The sequence below is a fragment of the Nonomuraea sp. NPDC049684 genome, from assembly GCF_044465345.1.
Taxonomy (GTDB): Bacteria; Actinomycetota; Actinomycetes; order Streptosporangiales; family Streptosporangiaceae; genus Nonomuraea.
Genome location: NZ_JBITLO010000005.1, coordinates 259,011 through 278,196 on the forward strand (window position 1 = coordinate 259,011; position 19,186 = coordinate 278,196).

21 protein-coding genes and 1 pseudogene are annotated in these 19,186 nt (G+C 70.9%); 14 read left to right on the forward strand and 8 right to left on the reverse strand.

Features of this window, described 5'->3' with window-relative positions; all coding sequences use genetic code 11:
• The first annotated feature begins 63 nt into the window (after window positions 1-63).
• On the forward strand, window positions 64-1,152 hold the full coding sequence (locus ACIBST_RS18345; RefSeq protein WP_397172931.1) for a hypothetical protein: 1,089 nt from the start codon (window positions 64-66) through the stop codon (window positions 1,150-1,152).
• Between the two features lie 56 nt (window positions 1,153-1,208).
• Here the strand turns inward: ACIBST_RS18345 and ACIBST_RS18350 are convergent, their stop codons facing one another.
• From ACIBST_RS18350 to ACIBST_RS18365, 4 genes and pseudogenes are all read right to left on the reverse strand, one after another.
• Window positions 1,209-1,688, reverse strand: a complete 480-nt coding sequence (locus ACIBST_RS18350; protein ID WP_397172933.1) for an erythromycin esterase family protein — start codon at window positions 1,686-1,688, stop codon at window positions 1,209-1,211.
• Window positions 1,643-1,933, reverse strand: a pseudogene (locus tag ACIBST_RS18355) (hypothetical protein); the annotation flags it as partial. The pseudogene ACIBST_RS18355 and the gene ACIBST_RS18350, both read right to left, overlap by 46 nt.
• Window positions 1,934-2,029: 96 nt before the next feature.
• Complete coding sequence (locus tag ACIBST_RS18360) at window positions 2,030-2,602, reverse strand: DUF4262 domain-containing protein (protein ID WP_397172935.1); 573 nt, start codon at window positions 2,600-2,602, stop codon at window positions 2,030-2,032.
• Window positions 2,603-2,725: 123 nt separating this feature from the next.
• Window positions 2,726-3,322, reverse strand: coding sequence for a hypothetical protein (locus ACIBST_RS18365; protein ID WP_397172937.1), 597 nt, complete (start codon window positions 3,320-3,322; stop codon window positions 2,726-2,728).
• 167 nt (window positions 3,323-3,489) lie between these two features.
• Here ACIBST_RS18365 and ACIBST_RS18370 point away from each other — a divergent pair, with 167 nt between their 5' ends.
• The 4 genes from ACIBST_RS18370 to ACIBST_RS18385 all read left to right on the forward strand — a co-directional run bounded on the left by ACIBST_RS18370 (window position 3,490) and on the right by ACIBST_RS18385 (window position 5,474).
• The gene (locus tag ACIBST_RS18370; RefSeq protein WP_397172939.1) at window positions 3,490-3,687 is read left to right on the forward strand and encodes a hypothetical protein; all 198 of its coding nucleotides are present in this window, start codon (window positions 3,490-3,492) and stop codon (window positions 3,685-3,687) included.
• A gap of 320 nt (window positions 3,688-4,007) precedes the next feature.
• Window positions 4,008-4,280 carry a hypothetical protein gene (locus ACIBST_RS18375; protein WP_397172941.1) on the forward strand — a complete coding sequence of 91 codons (273 nt, stop codon included), beginning with the start codon at window positions 4,008-4,010 and terminating at the stop codon, window positions 4,278-4,280.
• Window positions 4,281-4,472: 192 nt separating this feature from the next.
• Window positions 4,473-5,114 carry a GNAT family N-acetyltransferase gene (locus ACIBST_RS18380; RefSeq protein WP_397172943.1) on the forward strand — a complete coding sequence of 214 codons (642 nt, stop codon included), beginning with the start codon at window positions 4,473-4,475 and terminating at the stop codon, window positions 5,112-5,114.
• A gap of 153 nt (window positions 5,115-5,267) precedes the next feature.
• The gene (locus tag ACIBST_RS18385; protein WP_397172945.1) at window positions 5,268-5,474 is read left to right on the forward strand and encodes a hypothetical protein; all 207 of its coding nucleotides are present in this window, start codon (window positions 5,268-5,270) and stop codon (window positions 5,472-5,474) included.
• Window positions 5,475-5,501: 27 nt separating this feature from the next.
• Here the strand turns inward: ACIBST_RS18385 and ACIBST_RS18390 are convergent, their stop codons facing one another.
• Complete coding sequence (locus ACIBST_RS18390; protein ID WP_397172946.1) at window positions 5,502-5,924, reverse strand: MarR family winged helix-turn-helix transcriptional regulator; 423 nt, start codon at window positions 5,922-5,924, stop codon at window positions 5,502-5,504.
• Between the two features lie 70 nt (window positions 5,925-5,994).
• Between ACIBST_RS18390 and ACIBST_RS18395 the strand changes: the two genes are divergently transcribed.
• Window positions 5,995-6,384, forward strand: a complete 390-nt coding sequence (locus ACIBST_RS18395; protein ID WP_397172948.1) for a PPOX class F420-dependent oxidoreductase — start codon at window positions 5,995-5,997, stop codon at window positions 6,382-6,384.
• 10 nt (window positions 6,385-6,394) lie between these two features.
• Here ACIBST_RS18395 and ACIBST_RS18400 read toward each other — a convergent pair whose 3' ends face one another.
• A complete protein-coding gene (locus tag ACIBST_RS18400; protein WP_397172950.1) occupies window positions 6,395-6,988 on the reverse strand; it encodes a helix-turn-helix domain-containing protein in 594 nt (197 codons plus the stop codon).
• A 93-nt stretch (window positions 6,989-7,081) separates the two neighbouring features.
• On the opposite strand from ACIBST_RS18400, the gene ACIBST_RS18405 reads away from it, so the two are divergent.
• Genes ACIBST_RS18405 through ACIBST_RS18415 form a run of 3 tightly spaced genes read left to right on the forward strand, consistent with a single transcriptional unit; the run spans window position 7,082 to window position 9,610 of the window.
• Window positions 7,082-8,035 (forward strand): NAD(P)/FAD-dependent oxidoreductase, encoded by a 954-nt coding sequence (locus tag ACIBST_RS18405; protein WP_397172952.1) that lies wholly within the window; start codon window positions 7,082-7,084, stop codon window positions 8,033-8,035.
• Between the two features lie 25 nt (window positions 8,036-8,060).
• Window positions 8,061-8,420 carry a thioredoxin family protein gene (locus tag ACIBST_RS18410; protein WP_397172954.1) on the forward strand — a complete coding sequence of 120 codons (360 nt, stop codon included), beginning with the start codon at window positions 8,061-8,063 and terminating at the stop codon, window positions 8,418-8,420.
• Entirely contained in the window at window positions 8,417-9,610 is a 1,194-nt protein-coding gene (locus ACIBST_RS18415; protein ID WP_397172956.1) for an MFS transporter, read from the forward strand. The genes ACIBST_RS18410 and ACIBST_RS18415 overlap by 4 nt, the downstream gene beginning before the upstream one ends.
• Before the next feature lie 28 nt (window positions 9,611-9,638).
• Here ACIBST_RS18415 and ACIBST_RS18420 read toward each other — a convergent pair whose 3' ends face one another.
• Window positions 9,639-10,241, reverse strand: coding sequence for a hypothetical protein (locus ACIBST_RS18420; protein ID WP_397172957.1), 603 nt, complete (start codon window positions 10,239-10,241; stop codon window positions 9,639-9,641).
• Between the two features lie 159 nt (window positions 10,242-10,400).
• On the opposite strand from ACIBST_RS18420, the gene ACIBST_RS18425 reads away from it, so the two are divergent.
• From ACIBST_RS18425 to ACIBST_RS18445, 5 genes are all read left to right on the forward strand, one after another.
• Window positions 10,401-11,498, forward strand: coding sequence for a helix-turn-helix domain-containing protein (locus ACIBST_RS18425; RefSeq protein WP_397172959.1), 1,098 nt, complete (start codon window positions 10,401-10,403; stop codon window positions 11,496-11,498).
• Window positions 11,495-12,040: a DUF3368 domain-containing protein gene (locus ACIBST_RS18430; protein ID WP_397172961.1), complete on the forward strand. Its 546-nt coding sequence runs from the start codon at window positions 11,495-11,497 to the stop codon at window positions 12,038-12,040. Before ACIBST_RS18425 ends, ACIBST_RS18430 begins: the two co-directional genes overlap by 4 nt.
• 113 nt (window positions 12,041-12,153) lie before the next feature.
• Window positions 12,154-13,365: an NAD(P)/FAD-dependent oxidoreductase gene (locus ACIBST_RS18435; protein WP_397172963.1), complete on the forward strand. Its 1,212-nt coding sequence runs from the start codon at window positions 12,154-12,156 to the stop codon at window positions 13,363-13,365.
• The gene (locus tag ACIBST_RS18440) at window positions 13,362-14,279 is read left to right on the forward strand and encodes an RNA polymerase sigma-70 factor (protein ID WP_397172965.1); all 918 of its coding nucleotides are present in this window, start codon (window positions 13,362-13,364) and stop codon (window positions 14,277-14,279) included. The genes ACIBST_RS18435 and ACIBST_RS18440 overlap by 4 nt, the downstream gene beginning before the upstream one ends.
• Window positions 14,280-14,423: 144 nt before the next feature.
• Entirely contained in the window at window positions 14,424-18,167 is a 3,744-nt protein-coding gene (locus tag ACIBST_RS18445) for a S8 family serine peptidase (protein ID WP_397172967.1), read from the forward strand.
• 35 nt (window positions 18,168-18,202) lie between these two features.
• On the opposite strand, the gene ACIBST_RS18450 is transcribed toward ACIBST_RS18445, so the two are convergent.
• A complete protein-coding gene (locus ACIBST_RS18450) occupies window positions 18,203-19,156 on the reverse strand; it encodes a helix-turn-helix domain-containing protein (RefSeq protein ID WP_397172969.1) in 954 nt (317 codons plus the stop codon).
• Window positions 19,157-19,186 lie beyond the last annotated feature (30 nt).

Genomic DNA, 19,186 nt, shown 5'->3' on the forward strand with positions numbered 1-19,186 from the left:
TGTGGACAGCGGACATGCAGCGCTGTTGATCGAACTCGGGGAAGGCTGGGGCATACTTCCTCGATGAGGATCGATGCCCCGACATCGCTGGGGTCCATCACGTGCCCGTCCGCACGGCTGGTGGTCGCCGATACCGGTTACCTGAACTTGTGGTCAGCGGACGCGCCTCCGGCAGTGGACGAGGTCATGCTCTCCGCGATAGACGATCCCGCGTTGCGTGAGAGTATCCGCGCGTCGGCTGACCTGGCCGTGGTAGGCCCTGACGCCGAGACTGCCGCTCGCTCCTTCGATCGCCAGCGGGGTACGTGGCTCTATGACGTCCCCGGACATGCGGTCGAGCAACTGGGTGCCATATTCGCCCAGCACTGCCAGGCGCATGAATTCGATGCCTGGCTGGAACGTCAAGAACCTCGGGTGGCGCATCGTGAACGGGTCGAACGCGCGGTGCGGGCTGGCGGTTCGGAGTTCATCATGAACGGCGTTCCCATTGTGGCGATCGGCGATGTACCCACCGATCAGGAAATCGCCGTGACAGCAACCTCCCGGGATTACGGGAGCATCGGTGTGCGATGGGAGTCGGTCATCCTGACGATGCGCTCCACGCAGCCCACATCGACCAGACTCCTGGGCCATGTCGGGGTGGACGCGGCACGGCTCAGCCTCATCGATGCCGATGGATTGGCATCGTGGCGACATGAGGAGCCGATCGACGGCATGGCCGACGTCGCGTTCTGGGGACGATCGGTACAGGAGGCCGCTGCCGGCTTCGGCGCCTCGCTTCTCACCCACCCAGGGGAGGACGGAGTGTACGGATGGGCGGATCTGCCTGTCAGAGAGGCAGCCGACCGTGCCATCGCTCTGCAGGAGTGGAAACAGGCTGGTGCCGGACGGATGATCGCGGTGGATTTCCGGCCGCACTCCCACCACTGGCAGATCATGGCCCAGGTCAGAGCCGCGAAGCACGAGGCCGGAACGATCGAGGTCGATGGCACTCGGACGATGTGCCTCATGACCAGTTGGGGAGACGGGTTCTTCCCCGTCTCTGCCGACCATGACGCCGATGGACACCTTGTCCAAGTCCGGATCACGCTTGGCGACTCGCAACGTCAGGCGCAACTTGAGGAGATGTACGACCGGTCCGGTCTGGACTGATCACCATCATGGTTGCCCTGTGAAGGAGCCGTCCGAAGGCTGGAAAGCGTATGCCGTCATCGGCTCAGTGTGGCCGCCTTGACCTGGTGGAGGTGGATCACTAGGTCGTAGGAGCGGCTCAGGGGGGGGGCATGGACGGCATGGTCGGGGGACCAGAAGCCGCCGCCGATGAGGCGGGTGGGCCGGGCCTGCGCCGGCCACGTCCGAGCCGACCGCGGAGCGGTGCGCGTGTCCAGCAGGAAGTCGCGGTAGCGCACCCGGTCCAGGACATACTCGTTGTAGTCGGGGCCTGCGGCGGGGACCCACCCCTTGCAGGTCATTGGTCGTTCGGCGGGCTTGGTGTCGTCCGGGCAGGCGGCCTCGGAGGGGGAGAAGTCGTAGCCGCCCTGGCTGGAGCTGGTGCTGACGGTGACGAAACGGTCGTCGAGCCGCTTGCGCTGCTCACCGCCCATGCGAATGCGGTGTCGATCGGGGTGTAGCTCAGGTGTGCGTTCAGCCCGGACACCTGGATCTTGGCGCCCGTCGTACGGTTCCACCAGGTGACGTTGTCGGCCAGCGTTCGGTCCCGGTAGATCGCCGCCTGGCGGCGGCCGTCCGCGGGGGCCTGGTCGAAGGCGAAGACGGTGAAGGTTTGCGACAGCGCGCGGGCGTGCTGGACCGTCCATCGGTCGGCGCCCTGCTTCTGGAGGAGCTTCAGGGCCTGGGCGGCCCGCCTGGCACTGTCCTGTTCACGGAACCGCGTCTGCCGGCTGTGGCCGCCGACGACGAACTCACACGGCACACGTGGCCTGCTGGAGATGCTCGCCGATTTCCCGCATGTGGCCGCCCCGTCCAGGCCTGCCTACTGGGCGGACAGCTTCCTCCGACATCGAGATGATCAGGACGCAGAGGGATTGGGTGGCTGCATGAGCTGTGTCCAGACGCCGATGGGGTGATCCTCCGGCTTCAGCCACAGGTGAGGTTGAAGCTCGCGGTACTGCTCGTCGTATCCAGTGTCCCAGGGGAAGCGGCCTTCGCGATCGGGCCAGAGGACTTCCAGGACCGGGAAGGGCGGTCGGCGATAGAACGAGATGGCGCGACCGAAGAACTCGCGGTACCACCTGAGATCGACGTTCTTGAGGACCACGGGATGGCGGTCGAGGATATCGTGCCGCTCCTGCTCGGCCTGTGCCGGTCGGCCGGCGGCGATGTCGTTGCCGAGGTCGTTCAGCAGTTCGTGCATGAGATGTACGTCCAGGCCGAACATGGACAGTTCGGGGGAGCGGTGGGTGTGCCACAGGCCGACCGTGTAGGCGAAGCCGGGACCATGGTCGTCCTCTGGGATCATCTTCACACTCCAGCCGTGTGCCCGAATGTGTTCGACGGTCTGCTGATCCGCGCGGTCCAGCTCATCCCGATCCCCATGGTCATGGCAGAGGATGCAACGGCATTCGGGGTTGTCGGTGGGCATAGCCAGAGATTACGGGAGACTCCCGGCAGAGAAGCAGTCGGGATGCTGCCTTGTTGACGGTGTGCCCCACTGATCGATGGGGTGAGGTTTCTCGACTCCGACAGTGCCGGGACGGGCGGGGTGTCAGAACTTGCCTGTCTGTATTTCGATGTGGTGGCCCAGTTGCTTGCTCAGCTCCGAGTGGAAGCTGACGCTCAGAGGCGGCCAGCCCCAGAAGTCGAGTGCGAGCGCTCCGAGGTCGAAACCCGAGCCGAACTGCCACTCGGTGACCGGGACGGAGGCTCCGCACGAGGAGCAGGTGACACTTCCTTCGCCGGTCTCCTTCCAGGTGTCGATGCCGTCGCTGAACGGCTGCCAGGCCGCCTGGTCCGCCTCCCAGGCGTTCGGGTAGTCGATGATCACGGTGGTGGTGTCACAGCGCGGGCAGGTCGCGGAGTCCGCCTCGCTCATTCCCTGGCCGCCGACGTGGGAATCGCGTCCGACGATGACCGCCACCGGGCCCGGGATCCAGGACGGATCCGAGGAATCGGCCACTGCCCGTTGCCAGTTGGGGCCGGGCTCGTATCCGTCGTCCACTTGCAGGCTGTACATGCCGTCACTGGATCTTTCGCGCGTGATCAGCCCTTCGGCAACCATCCAGTCGACCACGCGCTCTGCGAGCGGCTCAGCCTCTTGGCCGGTCACCTCGACGTCGACGATCCGCTCGAAGTAGTCACCCATGGTTCTTCAACTCCTCCTCGATCACTGATGTCCACTGTGCCACCCCTCTGTCGACTGCGGCGGCGCAGGCGGTCGGGCTCGCGTGGGGATCAGGACGCGGGGACGAGCGGCCGACCACAGGTCGTCGAGAAGGAGGGGTCGATCGGTGATCGCCTAGCATCGTGAACATGGACGAGGCCACCACCGTAAGGCTCCCGCACGGGCAGAACCTCAGGTGCGACACGTGCCAGGGCGAGATCTTCGAGTCCCGCCAGTGGAAGCTGCAGACGACCGGAATGACCTTCATGGGCCTGGACTGGGCCAACCGAGACGCGACCTGCTTCGTCTGCACCACCTGTCGGCGGATTCACTGGTTCCACCTGTAAGAGTGCCGTGCCGCGTACGACGAGCTGCGGGGTCGGGCTCACCGGCCGGGGTTCGTGGAGTCCGGCAGGTGTGCGACTGCTGCGTGAGGGTGATCTGGCCCGACGGGGCTCGGCGCGGTTGCGGGTTTTCGGGTAGTTCGGCTGCGTTTGTGGTCGGGGGGCTGGTGAGAAACCGCATCCCCGGGAGGAAAGACGCCTGGCGGCAGGAGAAAGGAACTACACCTTGCGTCGGACCGCGGCTCGGTTCTTTGCCTTCCACCTGTCACTGTGCTGACGTCAGCGCACGTGCCGGGCCACCGGTGCGGCATCTTCTTCCCTGCGTGGAACAGGCAGGAGCCGTGAACCTAGAGGCGCAGATCCTTGAGGTGATGCTACGCGTCAAGGCGCTCGAGAGGAGCACCCGCACCGCGGACGACCTCACCATGATCAGCATCGTTCTGATGATGACCGAACTCGCCGCCTTCCAGGCCGAGCTGAAACAGGACTACGAGGCCCTGGTCGACGAGCTCGCCGTCCTGCGGCGCCAGATGAACAGCCAGGGCTGCAGTCTCCTGCGCCGTCCGGACGTTCGGCAGCGGCCGGAGAGCAACTAGCGGGCCGGTGCCGGTCGAGAAGACCTCCTGTTGTGGGGGAGACGGCGTCGTCGTCACAACAGGAGGGCTCATGTCCGGCGGTGCTCGTGGCGCTGTTTGGGATCATTGAGTGTGCAGCGAGATTTGGCGGGACGGTTGTGGGCGGACCTGGCTCGGGTTCCTGTCGTGTTTCCCGGGCGGGGAGAGGTCGCGGTGGTGGTCTCCGCCGGGTCGGGGATGTGTCCGCCCGGATGGACGGGGATCGTCGTGCTGGACGGCGGGGCGCTGGTCACGGTGCCTGACGCCGGGTTGGGCGAGCCGTTGCGTCAGGCCCTGCGCGCCGCTGTCAGCGACGACGGCGATGATCTGGCGCGGCTGTCCGAGCGGCTTTCAGAGGGGCTGGTGGTTCGCGAGGTTCTGGGGCCGGCGACGCTCGCGTACGTCGATGCCGACGCGTTCGTCCCCTGCCATGCCGGGGCGGAGGTCGAATCGCTGACGCCGGGGGACCCGGAGGTCGGCGCGCTGCTGGCGGCGGTGAGTGAGCGGGATGCCGACGAGAGCGGGCTGGCGGAGGCCGGTTCGGCGGTCTGGGTGGTTCGTGCGGGTGGGGAGGTGGTCGCCGCCGCCGGGTATCGGACGTGGCTGGACACGGCGGCGCATCTGTCCGTACTGACTGCAGAGGGGTTTCGGGGGCGGGGGCTGGCTCGGGCGGTGGCGTCGGCGGCGGTGGCCGACGCGCTCGGTGCGGGGTTGCTGCCGCAGTGGAGGGCGCGTCCGGAGGCGTCGCGGCGGGTGGCGCGGGCTCTCGGGTTCCGCGAGCTGGGGTCTCAGGTGAGCCTTCGCGTGGAGCGGTGACCGTATCGTTGGCGCGTGGGCAAAGTGTCGCCTGAGGTGTTCGAAGAAGTGTCGGTGCTTTGGGAAGAGCATCGGCACGTTCCGTTTCCCGGGCTGGCTGATCGGGATCTGTTCGCGGACCTGGTCCTGGCGGACGACGGAGTCGCGGGTGTCATGTTCTGGTACATCCGCAATGAGGGCAGGGCGCTCGACGGCCAGTTCCGGGAACGGCTCATCAGGAGCGCCCGCGACCTGCGCTGGATCCGGCGGCGGGCGCGCGGCCGGGAGGCGAGGGCGTACGTGGACCGGCTGCTGCGGATGGCCGACCTGGTCCTCGGCAGGGCCGCTGCGGACGAGCGCCACGCGCCCCCGGCCGGATGAGCAGCTTGCCCGGCGCCGGGTGCCTGGTCAGATCGCTTCGGTGAAACGGGCGAGGAGGGCGCGGAGGGTGGCGCGTTCCTCGGGGGTGAACGCGGTGGAGATGCGGCGTTCGATGATCACGGCTGCCTCGTCCGCCACCCGCAGGGCTTCGCGTCCGGCGTCCGTGAGGTGGGTTTCGAGCATGGTGCGGTGCCACTGATGGGGTGAACGCTCGATCAGGCCGTGTTCGAGCAGGTTCTTCAGTACGACGTTCATGGCCTGCGGCGTGACCAGGCACGCCCTGGCCAGGGCGGCGGCGGAGATGCCCGGGTTGGCGTCGAGGGCGAGCAGGGCGGCGTACTGGGGCACGGTCAGCCCTGCGGTCCTGACCGCGGCGTGCTTGGCCGCCATGAGTCGCTGCTCGGCGCGCTTGACGTCGAGGCCGAGCCGCTCCTCCGGGGGCATGTCCATGCATGGAGCCTACAAGTCGACAGAGGCTCAAAGCTCTTATGGTCATAAAAGCTTTGATAGTGTTCCGGGCATGTCTGTGATTCCGGAGAGCCATCTCGACCTGCTGACCCGTCCCCTGTACGTCCATCTGGCGACGTTGATGCCCGACGGCACCCCGCAGGTGACGCCCGTGTGGACCATCTGGGACGGCGAGTTCCTGCGCTTCACCACCACGAGCGACCGGCAGAAGGGGCGCAACGCCAGCGCCCGCCCGCACGTGGCCGTCTCGGTCAACGATCCCGAGCAGCCGTACCGCTACCTGGAGGTGCGGGGGACGGTCGAGCGGGTCGAACCCGACTCCCAGGGTGACTTCTTCGACGTGCTGGCCAGGCGGTACGGCCTCGACTACGCGCGGCCGGTCGGCGACGCCGAGCGCAGGGTGGTCATCGTGGTGCGGCCCACCCGCTGCACCAGCCAGTGACCGGACCCCTCTAGGAAGGCTGCCGGGGGCGCGGCTGGGCGCGCATGTGCATGCGTTCGCCCTGCCGTCCGAACAGGTTGAGCACCTCCACCGGATGATCGCCCGCGGGGCCGAACCAGTGGGGCAGGTGGGTGTCGAACTCGGCGGCCTCGCCGGGCCCCATCACCAGGTCGTGGTCGCCCACGATCAGGCGGACGCGTCCCGAGAGCACGTACATCCACTCATATCCCTCGTGCGTGACAGGCTGCGGCTGGTTCTGGTCGGCGGGGATGACCGACTTCCACGCCTGGAGCGGGCCGGGCTGGGCGGTCAGGGGCAGCACGGTCCGGCCGTTGCGGACCACCGGCTTGAGTCGGACCCGCGGGTCGCCGACCTCCGGCGCGCCGACCAGCTCGTCCAGCGGCACCTGGTGCGCCTCCGCGATCGGCAGCAGCAGCTCCAGGCTGGGCCGGCGCTGCCCCGCCTCCAGCCGCGAGAGCGTGCTCTTGGAGATGCCGGTGGCCTCGGCCAGGGCCGACAGGGTCACGCCGCGCTGCGTGCGCAGGTGTCTGAGCCGGGCGCCGACCTGGGCCAGCGTGGCGTCGATCCGGGATTGCTGCTCCATGAGGCCCATTCCACCGCCGCTTTCCCAGAAATGGCAACAGAAGTTGTCATCTCCGCGTGCCGGATCGCACCATCGGGGCCGGAGGTGATCGCCATGACTACGGCGATGAACAGCAAGGACACCGATCACGACGTGGTGGTGGTCGGGGCGGGGGCGGCCGGACTGAGCGCGGCCCTGCTCCTCGGGCGCGCGCGCCGCAAGGTGGTCGTGGTCGACGCGGGCGCGCCGCGCAACGCCCCGGCCGCGCACATGCACGGCTTCCTGTCCCGCGACGGCCTGCCGCCCGCGACCCTGCTGGAGCTCGGCCGGGCCGAGATCGACCGGTACGGCGTGCGGCTCGTGCGGGGGCGCGTGGAGGAGGTCGAACCGGGCTTCGCGGTGCGGCTGGAGGGCGGCCCGGTGCTCGGCGCCCGCCGCCTCCTGGTCGCCACCGGCCTGTACGACGAGCTGCCCGCCATCCCCGGCGTGCGCGAGCGGTGGGGCAAGGACGTCCTGCACTGCCCCTACTGCCACGGCCACGAGGTCGGCGGCCAGGCGCTGGGCGTGCTCGGCACGCATCCGGGAGCGGTCCACCAGGCCCTGCTCCTGCGCCAGTGGAGCGACGACGTCGTCCTGCTGGCCCACACTCTCGACCTGACGCCGGAGGACCGCGACCGCCTGGAGGCCCGCGGCGTGCGCGTCGTCGAAGGCCCGATCGACCACCTCGTCGTCGAAGACGGACGGCTGCGCGGCGTCGAGCTCGCCGACGGGCGGGTCCTGCCGCGCGCCGCCGTGTTCCTGTTCCCGCGCATGGTGCCGCAGGACCAGGTGCTCACCGCCCTGGGCTGCGCCAAGGACGACGCCGGCTGGGTCGTCACCGACCGGACGGGACGGACCAGCGTCCCCGGCGTCTGGGCGGCGGGCAACGTCGTCGACCCGCGCGCGCAGGTCGTCACGGCGGCGGGGATGGGCTCGGCCGCCGCGTCCGCCGTCAACGCCGACCTGGTGGACGAAGAGGTGCGGGACGCCGTCGCCCGGCGCCGCGCGACCTCCGTCCCGGCTCGCTAGCCCCCACACGCAAGGAAACCTCGTCATGCCCGCGCATGCTCCCGGCTCGGTGCGCAGCGTCACCGAGCAGAACTTCACCGAACGCGTCCTTGAGGCGGAACGTCCGGTCCTGATCCAGTTCTGGGCGGCCTGGTGCCGTCCGTGCCGGCTCGTCACCCCGATCGTGGAGAGCCTGGCGGCCGACCGCGCGGGCGAGGTGGACGTCGTCCGGGCCGACCTGGACGACCAGCCCGGCCTGGCCGCCCGGCACGGCATCAACGCCGTCCCCGCCTTCGTGGTGTACGCCGGCGGACGGCCCGCCGGTTCCTGGACGGGAGCCGCTCCCCGGCACGTACTGGACCAATACCTCACCTCGGCCCTGCGCGAGGCGGGGGCGGACCGATGAGCGCCACGGCTACCGGGCGGCCGGCGGTCGCCCGCGGCAGGCTGCCGCTGGGGGTCTACCTGCTGTCCTTCAGCCTGTTCTCGATGGGCAGCGCGGAGTTCCTGCTCGCCGGCGTCCTGCCGGCGGTCGCCGCGGACCTGCGGATCACGCTGGCCTCCGCCGGCGGGCTGATCTCGGCGTTCGCGGCGGGGGTCGTGATCGGCGGGCCGCCGCTGGCCATCATGACCCTCCGCTGGCCGCGCCGGACGACGCTGGTGGTCGCCCAGGCGGTCTTCGCCGCCTGCGTGGCGATCGGCATCCTCACCGACAGCTATCCGGTGCTGCTGGTCACGCGCTTTCTGTCCGGTCTGGCGTACGCGGGGTTCTGGGCGGTGGCGGCGGTCACCGCGATCGGGCTGGTCCCGGCGGACCGCACCGCCCGCGCGTCCGGGGTGGTCGTCAGCGGGCTGAGCCTGGCGATGATCGCGGGCGGGCCGGCCGGGGCGATGATCAGCTACTTCACCGGGTGGCGTGGCGGGTTCTGGGCGGTGACCGCCCTCACCGTCGCCGGCGCGATCCTGACGCTCGTGGCGCTGCCCGCCACGGGCGGGCACGGGCAGGCGAGCGTCCGCGGCGAGCTGCGCACGATGCGCCGGCCGCAGCTGTGGATCGTGTACGCCGTCACCCTGCTGAGCACCGCGGCCTACATGATCACCTACAACTACCTGGCGGCGTTCCTGACGGAGGTCACGGGCGTGCCCGGGGTCTGGGTGCCGGTGATCCTGACGCTGTTCGGCGTGGGGGCCTTCGCCGGATTGTCGGTCGGGGGCCGCATCGCCGACCGGCTGCCCACCCACGCGCTCCTGGCGGGGGCGCTCGGGATCGCGGTCTGCTCGGTGCTGCTGGCCGTGCTCGGGCGGCACGTCGCGGCCGTCGTGCCGCTGGTGCTGCTGCTGGGCGTCGCCGGGTTCGTGCTGAACCCGGCCATTTACGGGCGGGTGTTCGCCATCGCGTCGGGGGCGCCGACGCTCGCCGGGGCCACCACCGTCTCGGCCTTCCAACTGGGCATCAGCCTCGTGCCGGTGCTGGCCGCCGCGGCGCTGGACGCGGGGGCGGGGGTCACCGCCGTCCCGTGGATCGGCGCGGGGCTGGCCGCGCTCACGGTCGTCCCCGTCCTGCTGGACCGGTTGTCGTCGCGCAGGACGGGCTAGCAGTCGGACGGGCTAGCAGTCGGACGGGCTAGCAGACGCCGGGCAGGCCGCAGACCTTGACGGCCATCTTCCTGGCGTTCCTGGTGAGCCGGCCGGGGTCGTAGTCGCCCTCGTCGGTCCGGTAGATGATCAGCGCGCTGCCCCTGCGCGCGACGACCCCGGTGATCGTCTGGTTCACGTTGCCGTCCTGCCGGGTCCGGTAGCCCATGCCCACGGCCTCGTCCCCCGCCTTGACCCTGGTCGTCCGCCACTGGATCTTGAGCGTGGGCGCGGACGGGTCGCCCTTGCGCGCGCACCGCGCGGCCTCGGCCCGCAGGCCGGCGAGCGCGGCATGGGCGGCCCGCGGGCTCCTGTAGAGGACGAGCTGCTCGGCCGACTTGCTGGGCCCGGTGGTCCAGTGGCTGATCGTGCGGGCGGCCGTCCGGCCGCGGTCGACGGCCCGCCGATGCCCGCACGGGTTCAGCTCGAAGGGCGCGGCGAGCTTGTCGCTGATCTGGTATCCCTGCTCGGCGGCGTCGTCCGGGCTCAGCGGCACGCGCGCCTCGCGCTCGGTCAACAGGAAGTTCTTCGAAATCTCGGCCACGGCCGCCGGTGACAGGGCCAGCAGCAGGGAGAGCGTCACGCCGATCATGAACAGTTGGATGCCGCCGTAGGCGACTTCGTTCGCCGAAAAGGTCAGGCAAACGGGCGAAAGTGCGAATAGGCGGATGAATGTTTATTGGAGCGATGATTGCCGGGATTCGACTTTCCGGTCTCGCGCCTTCATCTGTAGGTGTGCGATTATCGCACTATGAAGGAGCCGGGAGAGTGGCTGGACATCGGCGAGCGCGTACGCGAGGGCCGCATGGCCGCCGACATGTCCCAGGAGGAGCTGGCCTCGGAGCTGAAGCTCGACCGGACGATGATCGCGAAGATCGAGAGAGGCGTCCGCCGGGTCGACGCGCTCGAACTGGCCAGATTGTCGGCGGTTCTCCGGGTTCCTCTTAGCTATTTCCTCGATCCGGCGCCCCTGGTGGTGTCCCGGCGCGCGGAGTTGGCCGACGACACGGTGACCGACGCGTCACGGCAGTCCCACCGCTTGGAGGTGGCGCTCTCCGCGTGGCTGGCCGACATTCGGCAGCTTGTGGACCTGGGAGTGTTCAGTCCTCCCGAAACAAGGCGCTGCCCGGAGCCGGTTCAGGACATTGCGGGTGCCCGCCGTGCGGCCCTTTGGGTGCGAGAGCGCCTGGGGCACAGGGCCGAACCCATCGATTCGCTCATGAGCGTGTGCGAACGGCTCGGGCAGTTGGTCGCGGTCGTCGAAGTGCCGGGCGAAGGCGCGTCACTGGTTGAGGGCGACATGGCCGTGGCGGTCGTCAGCAAGCACGGCGATCCCGGCCGCCGGCGCGCGACCGCGGCCCATGAGCTGGGGCATCTGATCGTCGGAGACGAATACTCGACCGACATCGGCGTCCACGCCTCCCGTGACGACAGGGAAGCGATCATCGACGCGTTCGCAGCCGAACTTCTGCTTCCGGTCGAGGCGTTCCGCGCAGCGGCCCGTACGGACGGGGCGGCGAGGCGTGAGGATCTGGTGGTTCTCGCGGCCCGGTTCAGGGCGTCCTGGTCTTTGACCGTACGGCAGGCGGTGGAGGCGGGAGCCGTCACCAGAGGCGTCGCCAAAGAGATGCGCAGGAGGAACCCCACCCGGGCGGAGCTCATGGAAGCGGTCGGCTGGGCGCCCCAGCCCGACCTGGAAGCGGTGCGAGTGCCCCCGAGCTTCGCGCATGCCGTGCTGGAAGCGTTCAAGAGATCGCTCATAACGGAGTCCCGTGCGGTCGAGCTCATGCGCGGCCAGATCGTGGCAGGCGACCTGCCGGTGCGCGAGGACACGGATTGCGAGCTGTGAGCGACCCGGGCCCGGAGCCCGTCCTGGTGTTCGACGCGATGTGCCTGAACCATTTCGCCCGCGCCGAGCGCCTCGACGTCTTGCGCGATCTCCTGGCCGGCACCGCGTGCCTGACCACCCATGTCGTCCGGGAAGAGATCCGCGCGGGGATGGAGGAGCATCCTCTCCTTCGGACGGTGCTGGACGCCGACTGGCTGGGCCTGGCGCGGCTCGACTCGCTGGAGGAGCTCAGGTGCTTCATGAAGTGGGCGCAGCGCATCGGGTCTGCTGAGCGCAACCTCGGCGAGGCCAGCGTCTTCTCCGCTGCGGAGCTGGTCCGGGGCATCGCCGTCCCGGACGATCGCGAGGCGGTGACGGTGGGGAGGGCGCACGGCCTGGACGTGCACGGCACCTTGTGGCTGCTCGCCCGCGCCACCCAGGACGGCAAGCTCAACGAAGTCGCCGCGGGGAACCTCGTGGACGCTCTGATCGCGACGGGCATGCGCCTGCCCTGCAGCGGCTCGACCTTCGGGTCCTGCATCCGGCGTAACGGCCGGGCCTGACAGGCCTGCCGTCGGGGCGTCGGGCTGTGGCGCGGATCACAGTGGGGGCGTGTCACGGAACGGGCGGGGACTTGCATCACGTGGTCGGACGCACTGGAGGAAAGGGAACGGCGATGACCACGCAGCGCGAGAACGGTAAGGCCCCGCACCACGTCCTGGTGCTGGGGGCGGGGTATGCGGGGATGGCGGCGGCGGTTCAGCTCGCGGCGCGGACCAAGGATCGGGCGGACGTCCGGGTGACCCTGGTCAATGCGCAGGAGCGGTTCACCGAGCGGTTGCGGATGCACGTCGTGGCGAGCGGGCAGCAGGTCGCCGAGATGCGCATCCCGGACCTGCTGGAGGGCACCGGGGCCCGGTTCGTGCGCGGCTGGGTGACGGCCGTGGACGTGGAGGCCAGGAGCGTGCGGATCGACGACGACCAGGTCCTGCACTACGACACCCTCGTGTACGGGCTGGGCAGCGTGGCCGACACGGTGACGGTGCCGGGGGTGGAGGAGCACGCGTACACGCTGGACAGCGTGCCGGACGCCGAGGCGCTGGCCGTCCGGCTGGCCCGGCTGGGCAGCGTGGGGGGTGGCACGGTGGTCGTCTGCGGCAGCGGGCTGACCGGCGTCGAGTCGGCCGCCGAGATCGCCGAGCGCCACCCCGGGCTGGACGTCGTGCTGCTCGGCAGGCAGGAGCCAGGCGCGGCCATGGCGGCCGGGCCCAGGGAGTACGTGCGGAAGGCGCTGGCCCGGCTGGGCGTCCGGGTGCGCGGCGGCGTCGAGGTCACGAAGGTGCTGCCGGACTCGGTCGAGGTGGCGGGCGGGGAGAGCATCCCGGCCGACGTCGTCCTGTGGACGAGCGGCACGCGGGTCTCGCCGCTGGCGGCGTCAGCCGGGCTGACCGTGGACGACCGCGGCCGGATCGTCACCGACGCCTTCCTGCGCTCGGTGTCGCACCCGGACGTGTACGCCCTCGGCGACGCCGCCGCGATCCGCCAGGGTTACGGCGTCATGCACGGCACCTGCCAGAGCGGCATGCCGACCGGCGTGCACGCCGCGGTGTCGATCCTGCGCGCCCTGGACGGCCGGCGGCTCAGGCCGTTCCGCTTCGGCTACTACCACACCCCCGTGAGCCTCGGCCGCAACGACGGGGTCGTGCAGTTCACCCACCCCGACGACAGCCCGCGCAGGGTGTATCTCACCGGCCGCACGGCCGCGCGGTATAAGGAGACGGTGACCGCAGCGCCCTGGCCGACGTACCTCCGCATGAAGAAGATGCCGGTCTCCGGCGCGCTCTGGCCGCGTGGCGGCCGGTTCACCAGGATCGGCGCCGGGCGATGAGCCGGGCGTACTCGGAGCAGGACCAGCAGGTCTTCGACGAGCATCGCAAGCTGCTGTTCTCGGTGGCCTACCGGGTGCTCGGCTCGGCGGCCGACGCCGAGGACGCCGTCCAGGACGCCTGGATCAGGTGGTCGGCCGACGACCGTTCGCAGGTGGCCGATCCGAAGGCGTACCTGGCGCGGATCGTGTCGAACGTGGCCCTGCAGCGGCTGCGGTCCACGCAGTACCAGCGCGAGACGTACGTGGGGCCGTGGTTGCCGGAGCCGATCCTGACCAGCGGCGACACCGCCGACGACGTCGCGGGCGCCGATTCGGTCTCGACGGCGATGCTGGTGGTCCTGGAGACCCTGAGCCCGCTCGAACGCGCGGTGTTCGTGCTCAAGGAGGTCTTCGGGTTCAGCCACGCCGAGATCGCCGAGGCGGTGGAGCGTTCCGAGGCGGCGGTGCGCCAGGTCGCGCATCGGGCGCGGGAGCACGTCCAGGCCCGGCGGCCGCGCTTCACGGCGGACCGGACGCGGCAGCGGGACGTCACGCGGCGCTTCCTGGCCGCCGCGACCGGCGGCGACATCAACACGCTCATGGAACTGCTGTCCCCTGACGTCACCCTGTGGACCGACGGGGGCGGGAAGGTGCGCCAGGCGCTGCGTCCGGTCGTGGGCGCGAAGACGGTGGCCGCGTGGTTCGCCGCGATCGGCACGGTCGCCTACCAGGGCGTCGAGCCGGGCGACATGCGGGCCGAGCTCGCCGAGCTCAACGGCGGCCCCGGCGTGGTGTTCAGCGGCCAGGGCCGGGTCGTCGCCACCGTGACCTTCGACTTCGACGCCGACGGGCACATCACCGCCGTCCACAACGTCGCCAACCCCGACAAGCTGGGCGCGGTCGCGGCCGGGACCGCGCACGACGTCCAGCCTTGACAAGGGTCGCTGACCCGGCGGGTGGCGACGACCTGACATGTCGGTTGTCCGCCATGCCCTAGTCATGGTGTGTACGTCCCTTTCTGGCAAAACTTTCTTCTGCCGGTTGCGCAACCCCCCAACCGGTAGAAGGAGAGCCACCCCATGCCATTCAGTCGTAGAGCGGCGCTGCTCAGCGCCGCCCTCGCCGCCACGCTCGTCGCGGCCGGCACCGGAAGCGCGCACGGTGACGCGACGGCCCCCGTCGCCGGTGTCACCGGCGTCCCGGCGTCGCCGGTCACCACCGCGCGGGTCACCCTCATCACCGGGGACGAGGTCACCGTGGCCAGCCAGGCCGGCCGTCCCGTCTCGGTCAGCGTCACCCCCGGCGAACGGTCAGCCGGCGACCTGCGCACCTACACGATCGGCTCCGACGTGTACGTGCTGCCCCGCGAGGCCGCGCCGCTGGTCGCCTCGGGCCAGGTGGACAAGCGGCTGTTCAACGTCACCCAGCTCATCGCCCAGGGTTACGACGACGCCCGCAGCGAGTCGATCCCGACCATCGTGCGGTACTCCGGCAAGGGCCTGGCGAAGGCCGCTCCGCCCGACGGCGGCCGGGTCACCCGGTCGCTGCCCGGCATCCGGGGAGCGGCCGTCGCCGCGGACAAGAAGCGCGGCGGCGCGTTCTGGGAGGCCGTGGACGACGACACCGCCAAGGCGGGGACGCCCAAGGCCCGGCTCTCCGGCGGCATCGAGAAGCTCTGGCTGGACGGCAAGGTCAAGGCGCTGCTCGACAAGAGCGTGCCGCAGATCGGCGCCCCCGAGGCATGGGCCGCCGGTTACGACGGGACCGGGGTCAAGGTCGCCGTCCTGGACACCGGCGTGGACGCCAAGCACCCCGACCTGGCCGACCGGATCGCCGACAGCCGCAGCTTCGTCCCCGACCAGACGACGCAGGACGGCCACGGGCACGGCACGCACGTCGCCTCCACGATCGCGGGCAGCGGCGCGGGCTCGGGCGGCAGGTACAAGGGCGTGGCGCCCGGCGCCCGGCTGATCGTGGGCAAGGTGCTGGCCGACGAGGGCGTCGGCATGGAGTCGTGGATCCTCGACGGGATGAGCTGGGCGGCCCACTCGGGCGCCAAGGTCGTCTCGATGAGCCTGGGCGGCCAGGAGGGCGCCGACGGCACCGACCCCTTGGCCGTGGCCGTCAACGAGCTGACCGCCGAGACGGGCGTGCTGTTCACCATCGCCGCGGGCAACAGCGGCCCGGGGGCGACCACGGTCGGCTCGCCGGGCGTGGCCGAGGCGGCGCTCACCGTCGGCGCGGTCGACTCGGCGGACGCGGTCACCGACTTCTCCAGCCGCGGTCCCCGCGGCGGCGACGGGGCGCTCAAGCCGGAGATCACCGCTCCCGGCTTCAAGATCGTGGCCGCCCGAGCCGCGGGCACCTCGATGGGCACGCCGGTGGACGACACCTACACAGCAGCGAGCGGCACGTCGATGGCCACGCCGCACGTGGCGGGCGCCGCCGCGATCCTCGCCCAGCGGCACCCCGACTGGACCGCCGCGAGGCTGAAGAGCCAGCTCGTCAGCACGGCCCGGACGACGGCCGGCACCCCCGTGCACAGCCAGGGCGCCGGCCGCGTGGACGTGAGCCGCGCCGTGCGCCAGCCCGTCTCGGGCTCCGGCGTGCTCGACTTCAGGCTCGCCGACTGGGACGCCGGAGGGCCGGCCACCAAGCAGATCGAGTACGTCAACGACGGCGACCAGCCCGTCACCCTGACGCTCGCCGCCAAGGGCGCGGGCGAGGACCTGCCGGCCGCGGCGCTGGCCCTGGGCGCGCAGACGGTGACCGTGCCGGCGCACGGCACCGCGTCGGCGGCCGTCACCGTGGACACCTCGGCGGTGCCGGCGGGGGCGCACGGCGCGCACGTCACCGCGGCCACCGCCGACGGCCAGACAGTCGTGACCACGGCCGTCGGCTTCGTCCGGGACGTCGAGCGCTTCGACGTCACCCTCAAGGTGCTCGACCGGGACGGCAAGCCGACCACCGGCGTCGCCGTCGTGCACGACTTCAACCTGGACAAGCTGGCTCTTCCGGACAGCTATCCGGTCGGCGCGGACGGCACCGTCAAGGCCCGGCTGCCCCGGGGCGAGCACGCGTTCATGGCGGAGATCTTCCACATGGCCGCCGAGGGCAACCGGATCTGGGAGTACACCTACGGCGCCGAGCCGGGCACGGTCATCGACTCCGGCCGGACCATCACGTTCGACGGCGCCAAGGCCGGTCCGGTCACCATGGACACCCCGAAGCCGAACCAGACGAACAGGCTCCGGGTCGGCCTGGTGATGCAGAGCTCGGCCGGACCCGGCAGGCTCGGCCTCGAACAGTGGATGAACGGCGAGACGAAGGTGTACTCCGTCCCGTCCCAGGGCACGAGCAGCGGCTTCGAGTCACGTGTCCAGTGGTCGCTCGCCGCGCCGGAGCTGACGGCGCAGGCCCTCGGCGCCGGTGCCGGGCCGATCGAGCCGGCGTACTTCCGGGGCCGGGCCGGGTCCGCGCGCATCGACGGCACCCACGTCATGCGGGCCACGGACGCCGGGACCGGGCGTACCGAGGACTACGCGGGCCGGTCGGTCCGGGGACGGCTCGCGCTGGTCAAGCGCAGCGCAGGGCTCACGCCGCAGCAGCAGGTCGACAACGCCGCCGCCGCGGGCGCGGGCGCGGTCATCATCTACAACGACAAGCCCGACAACTGGGGCACCGAGAACTGGAGCACGACGCCGACCAGGATCCCGGCGATGACGCTGTCGGGCGAGCAGGGCGCCCGGCTGGTCGCGGCGGCGGCCCGGGGCGGGCTGCAGGTCCGCTTCACGGGCACGGCGGCGAGCCCGTACGCCTACGAGCTGGTCAAGTACCGCAATGGCGGCGTCCCGGCCGACCAGCGGTACAAGGTGCGCGAGGCCGAGCTGGCCACGGTGCAGTCGTCGTTCCACGCCTCGGCGCCGGCCACGGAGGCCGGGTACGCCCGGCTGCTCTACTCGCCGATGCAGACCGCGGGCTACCAGGTCTTCAGCCGGATGATCATCCCGCGGCCGCTCACCGAGTACGTCACGCCCGACCTGCCGACCGTGGAGTCGATGCAGGTGGGCACGGTCTGGGAGGGCGGTCAGGCGTGGCAGCAGACCGCGCCGTCCGTGCTCAGGGCCGGTCAGCGGGTGTCGCGCGACTGGAACAAGGCGGTGGTCCGCACGGCGCTGCCGGCCGCGGTGGACAAGTCCGCGGTCCGCGACGGCGCGGTCGGCGTGGTCTTCGCGGGCGGCCTGTTCGACACCGCGCCCGGCCAGGTGTACCTGTTCCGCGCCGCCGCCGACAAGGAGCTGGCGACGGTCTACCGCGACGGCGAGCTGCTGGGCTCCGTGTCGTCGGCGGCGGTCGCCTTCCCGATGGTGCCGGAACGCGCCCAGTACCGCGTGGTGACCGACGTGCAGCGGGACCTGCCCTTCTGGACCACCTCCACCAAGGTGCGCACCGACTGGACGTTCCGCTCGGAGCAGGCCGCCGCCCCGGCCCTGCTGCCGGTCCTGTCGATCGACTACGACCTCGACGTGGACGAGGCCAACAGCGCCCGCGCGAACGCCGTCACCCGCGTCGGCCTCGGCCTGCGCTACCCCAAGGGCCTGGCGGGGCCGCGCATCACCCGGGCCGCCCTGTGGACCTCCACCGACGACGGCGCCACCTGGCAGCCGGTACGGCTCGCCGGGGCCGGTGATCGGGCCTTCACCGGCACGATCAGGAACCCCGCCAAGCCAGGCGGATTCGTCTCGCTGCGCGTGCAGGCCACCGACGCCGACGGCGCCACCGTCGAGCAGACCGTGACCCGCGCGTACCAGCTACGCCGGTAGTTCCAGGCGAGGGGCGTCCCCGGCGGGGGCGCCCCTCACAGCGGGATCATGCCGGACCGGGCCGCGTACCAGGCGAGCTGCATGCGGCTGTCGGTCCCGGCCAGCTTCATCAGCCGCCGGATCCGGCGCTGGACGGTGCGCTCGCTGGTGCCGAGCCGGCTGGCGACCGTCTTGTCCGGCATCCCGGCCAGCAGGTACGTCATCAGCGTGACGTCGGTGTCGTCCCAGGCCGCGACCCCTTCGGTCACGCTCGTGGCGGTGAGCCGCAGCGGGGTCGCCGCCTGCCACACCCGCTCGAACAACTCCACCAGAAGGTGAACCAGGGACTGCCCCCTGACCAGGAGGAAGCCCGGCTCCACGCTCGTCTGGTCGGGCAGGACGGGCAGGAGCACGACCTCCCGGTCCACGATGATCATCTTGCTGGGCAGCTCGACGGCGATCCTGATCTCGTAGCCGCCCTTCAGGAACCTGGCGATCTCGGCCGGGGCCCTGGGGTCGTCCAGCGCGGCGCGTTCGTACACGTAGCGGTAGGTGGCCAGGGCGTTGGTGGAGTCGTCGAGGTTGACGTCGAGCACGTACGGAGGCCGGAAGAAGGCCAGCACCTCCCGCCGGGCGCCGCGTTCCAGGTTGCCCAGCCAGGTCGCGAGCTGTTCCGGCGTCGTGAGCGCCTCGATCTCGCCCGCGGGCGAGGCCGCGCCCGTGCGGTACACCTCCACCAGCTCGGCCAGCCTGCCCTGCATCTGCTGCAACGCGGCCTGGCGCTCGGCGATCAGCGTGCCGAGGCCCACGTCGGGGGGCACGGCCATGTACAACCCGGTGTTGTCGCGGCTGGCCAGGCCGAGCGCGACGAGCCGCGTCACGGCCGCCGTCACGGCCGTCACCGGCAGGTCGAGCGCCTCGCCCACGTCGGGGATCGTCACCCGGCGGCGGCGCAGGAGCTCCAGGTAGACGACCTCCTCCTCGTCGCTGAACCCGAGCCTATCCAGCATCTCTCATCACTTTCCGGCTGCCTGGCAGCA

What these genes read in the sequence shown, in the direction of transcription:
- ACIBST_RS18410 (WP_397172954.1), top strand. Translation starts at nt 8,061, where the DNA reads ATGCCCGCGCATGCTCCCGGCTCGGTGCGCAGCGTCACCGAGCAGAAC.
- ACIBST_RS18440 (WP_397172965.1), top strand. Translation starts at nt 13,362, where the DNA reads ATGAGCCGGGCGTACTCGGAGCAGGACCAGCAGGTCTTCGACGAGCAT.
- ACIBST_RS18385 (WP_397172945.1), top strand. Translation starts at nt 5,268, where the DNA reads ATGTTCTGGTACATCCGCAATGAGGGCAGGGCGCTCGACGGCCAGTTC.
- ACIBST_RS18345 (WP_397172931.1), top strand. Translation starts at nt 64, where the DNA reads ATGAGGATCGATGCCCCGACATCGCTGGGGTCCATCACGTGCCCGTCC.
- ACIBST_RS18445 (WP_397172967.1), top strand. Translation starts at nt 14,424, where the DNA reads ATGCCATTCAGTCGTAGAGCGGCGCTGCTCAGCGCCGCCCTCGCCGCC.
- ACIBST_RS18415 (WP_397172956.1), top strand. Translation starts at nt 8,417, where the DNA reads ATGAGCGCCACGGCTACCGGGCGGCCGGCGGTCGCCCGCGGCAGGCTG.
- ACIBST_RS18400 (WP_397172950.1), bottom strand. Translation starts at nt 6,988, where the DNA reads ATGGAGCAGCAATCCCGGATCGACGCCACGCTGGCCCAGGTCGGCGCC.
- ACIBST_RS18370 (WP_397172939.1), top strand. Translation starts at nt 3,490, where the DNA reads ATGGACGAGGCCACCACCGTAAGGCTCCCGCACGGGCAGAACCTCAGG.
- ACIBST_RS18365 (WP_397172937.1), bottom strand. Translation starts at nt 3,322, where the DNA reads ATGGGTGACTACTTCGAGCGGATCGTCGACGTCGAGGTGACCGGCCAA.
- ACIBST_RS18395 (WP_397172948.1), top strand. Translation starts at nt 5,995, where the DNA reads ATGTCTGTGATTCCGGAGAGCCATCTCGACCTGCTGACCCGTCCCCTG.
- ACIBST_RS18360 (WP_397172935.1), bottom strand. Translation starts at nt 2,602, where the DNA reads ATGCCCACCGACAACCCCGAATGCCGTTGCATCCTCTGCCATGACCAT.
- ACIBST_RS18435 (WP_397172963.1), top strand. Translation starts at nt 12,154, where the DNA reads ATGACCACGCAGCGCGAGAACGGTAAGGCCCCGCACCACGTCCTGGTG.
- ACIBST_RS18405 (WP_397172952.1), top strand. Translation starts at nt 7,082, where the DNA reads ATGACTACGGCGATGAACAGCAAGGACACCGATCACGACGTGGTGGTG.
- ACIBST_RS18390 (WP_397172946.1), bottom strand. Translation starts at nt 5,924, where the DNA reads ATGGACATGCCCCCGGAGGAGCGGCTCGGCCTCGACGTCAAGCGCGCC.
- ACIBST_RS18425 (WP_397172959.1), top strand. Translation starts at nt 10,401, where the DNA reads ATGAAGGAGCCGGGAGAGTGGCTGGACATCGGCGAGCGCGTACGCGAG.
- ACIBST_RS18450 (WP_397172969.1), bottom strand. Translation starts at nt 19,156, where the DNA reads ATGCTGGATAGGCTCGGGTTCAGCGACGAGGAGGAGGTCGTCTACCTG.
- ACIBST_RS18420 (WP_397172957.1), bottom strand. Translation starts at nt 10,241, where the DNA reads ATGATCGGCGTGACGCTCTCCCTGCTGCTGGCCCTGTCACCGGCGGCC.